At 42.5% G+C, this 7,288-nt stretch carries 5 protein-coding genes; all 5 read right to left on the bottom strand.

Going from position 1 to position 7,288, the window contains the following annotated elements:
• Nucleotides 1-134: 134 nt before the first annotated feature.
• Nucleotides 135-3,242: a type I restriction endonuclease subunit R gene (locus tag AC5OW4_RS06475; protein ID WP_072685228.1), complete on the bottom strand. Its 3,108-nt coding sequence runs from the start codon at nucleotides 3,240-3,242 to the stop codon at nucleotides 135-137.
• A 12-nt stretch (nucleotides 3,243-3,254) separates the two neighbouring features.
• The gene (locus AC5OW4_RS06480) at nucleotides 3,255-4,022 is read right to left on the bottom strand and encodes a hypothetical protein (RefSeq protein ID WP_072685229.1); all 768 of its coding nucleotides are present in this window, start codon (nucleotides 4,020-4,022) and stop codon (nucleotides 3,255-3,257) included.
• 14 nt (nucleotides 4,023-4,036) lie between these two features.
• A complete protein-coding gene (locus AC5OW4_RS06485; RefSeq protein ID WP_159432816.1) occupies nucleotides 4,037-5,239 on the bottom strand; it encodes a restriction endonuclease subunit S in 1,203 nt (400 codons plus the stop codon).
• Nucleotides 5,232-6,107, bottom strand: a complete 876-nt coding sequence (locus AC5OW4_RS06490) for a hypothetical protein (RefSeq protein WP_072685231.1) — start codon at nucleotides 6,105-6,107, stop codon at nucleotides 5,232-5,234. The genes AC5OW4_RS06485 and AC5OW4_RS06490 overlap by 8 nt, the downstream gene beginning before the upstream one ends.
• 3 nt (nucleotides 6,108-6,110) lie before the next feature.
• A partial coding sequence (locus AC5OW4_RS06495; protein ID WP_493676784.1) for a type I restriction-modification system subunit M occupies nucleotides 6,111-7,288 on the bottom strand: 1,178 nt, incomplete at its 5' end.

Genomic DNA, 7,288 nt, shown 5'->3' on the forward strand with positions numbered 1-7,288 from the left:
AAGTTAAAAATCACTTCGCCGTAACTTGCGGAGAAGTGAAAATTGCAACTTCGACACAGGTTGTGTCGAAGTTAAATATTCGCAAAAGAAGAAAGGCACTAACCGCATCAGTTAGTGCCTTTTGTGAATTGTGCTTACTTGTTACTGTCTTCCGCAAAAGATTCCCCAGCGTTGACCAGCCCGAAATACTTTTCAAAGAATGCTTTCAGTTTTTCAATAACTGTCTGCTTCTTTTTATCACGTGAACCACCGCCACCAAAACGGGAGACGGGCGGCATCAGACGGTCAACATCTGTGCCTGTTGTTTTGAGTACGCCATCACGAAAAGCGTTTTCAACAAACTTTCTGGTTTCTTCAGGCTTCAACTTTTCTTCTGCGATCAAGGCCTGAATATCGGTTTCACGCTGTTCTTTTACAAAACGCTGCCAATCTGCATTGACATCGGTTTTGGTGTTGATAGTAGCAATAAAGTTCTCGATCAGCTCTTTTTTCGATCTGAGCTGCAAACTCGACTTAATCGCCTTATCAATCGCAACGAGGATTTCTTTGTCTTCGCAGTTGCCGTCATGGTATTTCGCAACCAGCATCAGAATATAGTCGATGTTGACTTCAACCTGTTTGACAAGTTCCATTTCAAAGACAACATCATCCATGATGCTGTCTTTGCTTCCCGGCTTCGGCTTGATCTCATCGTACACATCGTGGTATGTACCAGTGTAGTCTTGGAAATCGATAGGAGACAAAATTTCGTTTCCGGCAAAGCGGTCAAAAGCTGACAGGATATTTCTCAGACGGAGAATATTACCGAACAGAACAATAAAATCTTTTTTATTCTGCTCGCCGATGATAGGCTGCCCCAATGGGTATTTCTGCAGTAGCTCTGCGATACGCTCTTCGTAGCCTTTCTGCTCACGTCCCTTGTCGTCAACACAGCCATAGTAATAGTCTTCGTAGGATTTCAGAAGAACAATGCCATTGGCTTCTTTGTCGCCGAATAAGGCGATGGCTTCGTTTGTCTCTTTTTCAAGATCACGGAAACAGACAATATTACCAAAGGTCTTAACGGAGTTCAGGATGCGGTTGGTTCTTGAAAACGCCTGAATCAGACCATGCATTTTCAAGTTTTTGTCTACCCAAAGGGTGTTGAGTGTCGTTGCATCAAAGCCCGTCAAGAACATATTGACCACGATAAGCAAATCAACTTCACGCTTTTTCACTTTGTCAGAGAGGTCTTTGTAATAGTCCTGGAAGCCCTTGCTGGATGTGTCAAAGTTGGTCTTGAAAGTCTTGTTGTACTCGTCAATCGCCATGTCCAGAAAATCACGAGAACTCTGGTCAAGTCCATCGGTATCAAAACTTTCATCATCCAAGATGCCATCTGCGCTATCTGCTTCGTTGGGGGCAAACGAGAAGATGGTGGCAATCGTCAGATCACGATGCTGTTCTGCAATCTGCTTTTTCAGTTCCAGATAGTATTTTTGGCAAACGGAGATGGAGCTGACTGCAAGCATGGAGTTGAAACCATTCACACGCTGACCCTTAAGACTGTAATAGGAGTTTCGCATAGTCTTTTGGTCAAAGTGTTCCAGAATGTACTTCACAACTTCGGATATACGTTCCTGAGAAGCAAGGGCTTCCTCGGTATCAATAGCAGCAACTTGCTTATCCTGTTTTCCGTCCTTTTGCTTTACCGTATTGATATAGTCAATGCGGAACGGCAAAACATTTCCGTCATTGATGGCGTCAACGATGGTGTAGGTATGGAGTTTATCACCAAATGCCTGCTCAGTAGTTTTCAGATTTGGATTTCCGCCAGTACCTGCATTGACCGAGAAAATCGGAGTGCCCGTAAAACCAAAGATGTGATAGTTTCTAAAGTATCTGTGTACTTTAACAACCTTTTCACCTTTTTTGATCTGACCGCCCACAATTCTCGTATGCATATCACCGAACTGGCTTCTATGGCATTCATCAAACACCAAAACAATATGCTTATCCCTAATGGGATGCATGGGGTTCTTCTGAATAAAGACATCCAACTTCTGAATTGTAGTTACAATAATTCGAGAAGTAGAGTCCTCAAGCTGCTTTTGCAGAATCGCTGTGCTCTTATTGCTGTTGGCAGCACCTTTTTCAAATCGGTCATACTCTTTGATGGTCTGATAGTCTAAGTCCTTGCGGTCAACAACAAAGAGTACCTTGTCAATGTACGGCAAGTTGGTAGCGAGTTGTGCCGTTTTGAAAGAGGTGAGGGTTTTACCGCTGCCCGTAGTATGCCAAATGTATCCGCCTGCTTCGATCTTTCCGGTTTTCTTGCTGTTGGAGGATGTCTCGATTCTGTTCAAGATGCGTTCTGTTGCAACGATCTGATAAGGACGCATGACAAGCAGCAATTCCTCAGATGTAAACACGCAGTACTTTGTTAGAATATTCAGCAGAGTATGCTTGGCAAAGAACGTTTTTGTAAAGTCAACAAGGTCTGCAATGACTCTGTTGTTACCATCTGCCCAATAGGAAGTGAACTCAAAACTATTGGAAGTTTTCTTGCTGTGTTTTTTGCTGCTGCCGTCATTCTCCTTGATATGGCTTGCTCTCGTGGTATTGGAATAATATTTCGTGAATGTGCCGTTGGAAATGACAAAAATCTGCACATACTCGTAAAGCCCGGAGCCTGCCCAAAAGCTGTCTCTCTGATAGCGGTTGATCTGGTTAAATGCTTCCTTGATCGCAACACCACGGCGTTTCAGCTCCACATGAACCAACGGCAGACCGTTCACAAGAATCGTCACATCATATCGGGTGTCGTGATTGCCGGCACCTTCTTCATACTGATTGATGACCTGCAAACGGTTGTTATGGATATTCTTTTTATCAATCAGATAGATGTTTTGAGTTTTGCCATCTTCGCAAGTCAGGTTCTGTACATAATCTTCCTGAATCTTACGAGTCTTTTCTACGATACCTTCGTTGGCATTGGCAATCTTAGATTTGAAGAATGTCTCCCATTCTTTGTCGGTGAAGCTGTACTGGTTAAGGCGCTCAAGCTGCTTGCGAAGGTTAAGCACGAGATCTTCTTCGTTGTGAATGGACACGTACTCATAACCTTGTTCGCCAAGCATTTTGATGAAGGCTGCCTCCAAAGCAGCTTCACTCTGATACGCATCGGAACGTTTCGCTTGCGGCTCATATTCAGTTACAACGGTACTTTCATTGGTTGAAAGCACAATGTTATATGTACTCATCGTATTATTTCCTTACCCCCATTCTGTATAGGATTTAATCTTCATGTAAGTCGGGCTGGATGTTTCCTTTATGGTTTCCACAAGCTTTAGTTCGTTTCCGCATACCTCAGCAAGCACGAAATGTCCTGCATATATGAATGTGAAGTACACATCGAATTGTGCGGCAACATCCTTACGATATTTGAATACTTCGGAGAAATCTTGTGTCAAGGCCTCGATAATATCTGCTACCACGGCAGAAAAGTCATTATTGGTTTCCGTAAAAAACTCATACGGAAAGAACATTAAAATGTGTTTTTGAGTTTCAAGTGTATCCAATAAGGCTTTGATATCAGTTTCGATTCCTTGCTTTTTCTCCTTACTGTTTCGAATTGACTTCAATTCAGCAAGATCAATTGATCTCAATGCCGCAAAGATGCGTGTTGCCTGAATAGGTTTGTACTTGGGATTATCGGCCTCTATTTTAGGACCGCAATAAGCAGTAACACCTTCTGCCATTTGATAAATTCTGCCCGAAAACAAATTTCTGGCCCGCAGCGAAGTTTCGCTGGCAATTAACTTGAAATCAAGGGAATAGTTTTCAGAAATGCAATCCCATTCACCATGAGATTCGTCCGGTGGCGCTGTATACACCAATCCGTTGGACTTGCTTTTGAAATACGCAGATGCATTGACTATTTCACGCAGATAAATTTCATAATCGCAATCTGCCATTCCGGTTATGTAGCCTTTGCAGATCAGTGCTGCAGGAAGCAATTTTGCAGTAAGTGTTTTGTCCATTTGTATTTCCTTTCTCAAGGAATCTGCTTGAAAGTTAGAAGCTTGTCTCGATAATACGCATATTGTTTTTGCCTCATTTCGATTTCTGCAGGCAAACCGGTGGAAACATTATTACATAATGCATCAAATTTTCTCACCAAATCGACAACTCGTTCTTGCTCTGTTAGGTTTGGTACGGGAATTTTTACATCAAGCAAGTCTTTTACTTTCAGATGCGGAACTGAACCTTTGGATATTTTGGGTTCGAATTGTCTTTTGGCACTTTGTGTATACAATGCGTACATCAAATAGTATGGGTTAATAACATCCACTTTGGGTTTTAGGCAAAACATGGTTTCACTTACAGCCCATGTATTGTCGTAGTTGTCTACCACGGCCATTCTTCCAACAGTTCCAGTACCCGTACTCGCAAAAAGGACGTCGTTAGTTGCCAAGCATGCTCTGCGGTTAATTAGTAAAACAACATCATCTGTAATGAGATCTGTTTTATCAGAAACATTGATCGAATTGTTATATATGTCTTTTCCTGTGATGTATGGTTTATCACCGCCTACATTCAATTTGAAGTTCTGTCGAGGATTGAGTCCAGTCTTGAGAGAAATAATTATTTCTCCAACGGCCATCCACTCGTTTGGGGGAATATCAGATACGAACAGGTAATCCGCATAATGTTCATACTGCTTTTTCCTTGCAATAAGTTCAAGTCCAAGGTTATTACCAAGAGATTCAAACTTATCGAAAATACGAACAATCTCGCGTTGGACAGATATCGGAGGGACCGGAACTTTGACTCTTTTCAAAGAATCAACTGTAAGAGATACATTTGCTCCTCCTCGCATGAGCGGAACAATAAGAGTATCCTTTTTATGATTCAAGTAATAGAACAGGAATTTTGCAGACAGCTCATCACTATTAACAGGAGTAACACCACAAAGGATATTACCGAGAGCAAACTTCCCCTCCTGATAATACAAGCTATTCAAAGACGCAACACCGTGACCTCTGGACGAAACCAACGGGATACAAACAGTTGGTTTGTCAAACTGATATGTATTGCAAGACTTGCGTTCTTCGGTTGTCACAACTAAAGGAAATTCTCCAGGTATTGCTTTCTGAATGGGCGTGTTTCCCTTTTCCAACACACAGCAATCTGCGAGTTTTTTGTACTCAACACCATTAGGGCAAAGCTCATGTATCAAGTCCTTTAATTTATTCACTTTGCTCACCCCCATTGCTAAATCCTATTGCCGCCAATGCCTTCTTGATTTCGGCATTTCGTTTAATTTCTTCCTCGTTTTTTCTAACGTTCTCAATCACGCCAACAACCAATCTGCGCAAAGGTTCATACTCTTTCAAAGCAGTTTCCTCATCAGAGTTACCGTGAGCAATTTCACTCAGCTTTTGAAAGAGTTTATAACCGTTATCTGAATAAATCGTTGGGATGATAGAGCATTGGGCATCTACGGCCTGTAACACCTGATTAAAAGGTTTGGTACGACCGTTAGGTTGATAAATATCAACGCCTGCATCATTGCCCACTTTTATTGTAATCTGTTCCAAGATAGATCTTAGATAAATAACTGAACCGGCACCAAGTCTTTCTTTGTGCGCAATTTCCGCTTTTGCCAACCACTCAGTAAATTTGTCTTCTGTTTCAACTGGCAGCTTTATGTTTGCAGGTAGCTTGAAATTCTGCTTGATCAGATAGACGTTGGGCGTTGCCGAAAAAATATCGTCTGCTCCTACCAAAAACCATGCTTGGATGCAGTGGCTGCACTCTTTGCACGCTTGATTACTATCATCATAATCCATGCACTGCAACTGGCAATCAATGCTGATCATTTTCTCACTGATTATCAGGCAATGCAGATTTTTGGGAGATACAAAAGAAACACTATCATTGCATTTGGTTGAGTAAAACGGCAAGGTGATTTTACCAATCTGAATATCAATGAAATCACCGGCAGAGATCAATTGAAGATCTTCCGATTCTTCAGGAGAAATCGTGTACTTTTCCCAATCAATGAAAGATTCGATTTCACCGTGGTTTTTACTTTTATCAGATAATCTACTGCTGAGTCTCATAAATTATCCCTCTAATTCTGCAATGATTTTTGCAATTTCTGCTCTCAGCACCTGCTCCCTTGCAACAATTTCTTCAATCTCCTTATTGAGCTTTACGATATCAATTTCTTCTCTGGTATCCTCTTGCTCAACATAGGAGCTGACAGAAAGGTTATAGTCCTGTTCCACGATTTCTTCGTAAGGAACACAGCGTGCAAAATGCTCCTTATCCGCACGAGAAACGAAAGCATCAACGATATGTGCGATATTTCCGTCAGGGCCGTCGGTTAGTTTGTTGTTGTTCGTTACCTTTACGCACTCGTTAGTAGCATCAATGAACAGGGTTCGGTTGTCAGCCTTGCTGCGCTTCAAAACCATAATACAGGTAGCGATAGTAGTTCCAAAGAACAGATTGCTCGGCAACTGGATGATACAGTCGATAAAGTTGTTGTCGATCAGATACTGGCGGATTTTCTTTTCAGCACCACCACGGTACATGATACCAGGGAAACAAACAATCGCAGCCGTGCCGTTAGTAGCAAGCCAAGACAAAGAGTGCATAATAAACGCAAGGTCAGCTTTGGACTTAGGTGCAAGTACACCGGCAGGAGAGAAGCGGGGATCGTTAATCAAAACAGGGTTATCATCGCCTTCCCATTTGATGGAGTAGGGCGGATTGGAAACGATGACTTCAAAGGGTTCATCGTCCCAATGCTGCGGATTGAGCAGAGTATCCTCATGTGCAATATCAAACTTGTCGTAGTCAATATCGTGCAGGAACATATTGATACGGCAAAGGTTATAGGTGGTGAGGTTGATCTCCTGACCATAGAAACCTTGACGAACATTCTCTTTGCCAAGGATCTTCGCTGCTTTCAAAAGAAGCGAACCAGAGCCGCAGGCGGGGTCGTAGACTTTGTTTACTTCAGTCTTTCCTACAACAGCAATGCGGGTCAACAGTTCGGAAACTTCCTGCGGGGTGAAGAATTCGCCGCCGCTCTTTCCTGCGTTGGATGCGTACATGCTCATCAGGTATTCGTAAGCATCACCAAAAGCATCAATGGAGTTGTCCTTGTAGTTGCCCAGCTTCATGTCCGCAACGCCCTCAATTAACTTGACGAGATTGGCATTACGCTTGGCAACGGTGGCACCCAGTTTATTGCTGTTGACATCAATGTAGATCGGAAGAGCGTCGTGTAGGG

Source organism: Holdemania sp. (assembly GCF_986127675.1).

What these genes read in the sequence shown, in the direction of transcription:
- AC5OW4_RS06490 (WP_072685231.1), bottom strand. Translation starts at nt 6,107, where the DNA reads ATGAGACTCAGCAGTAGATTATCTGATAAAAGTAAAAACCACGGTGAA.
- AC5OW4_RS06480 (WP_072685229.1), bottom strand. Translation starts at nt 4,022, where the DNA reads ATGGACAAAACACTTACTGCAAAATTGCTTCCTGCAGCACTGATCTGC.
- AC5OW4_RS06475 (WP_072685228.1), bottom strand. Translation starts at nt 3,242, where the DNA reads ATGAGTACATATAACATTGTGCTTTCAACCAATGAAAGTACCGTTGTA.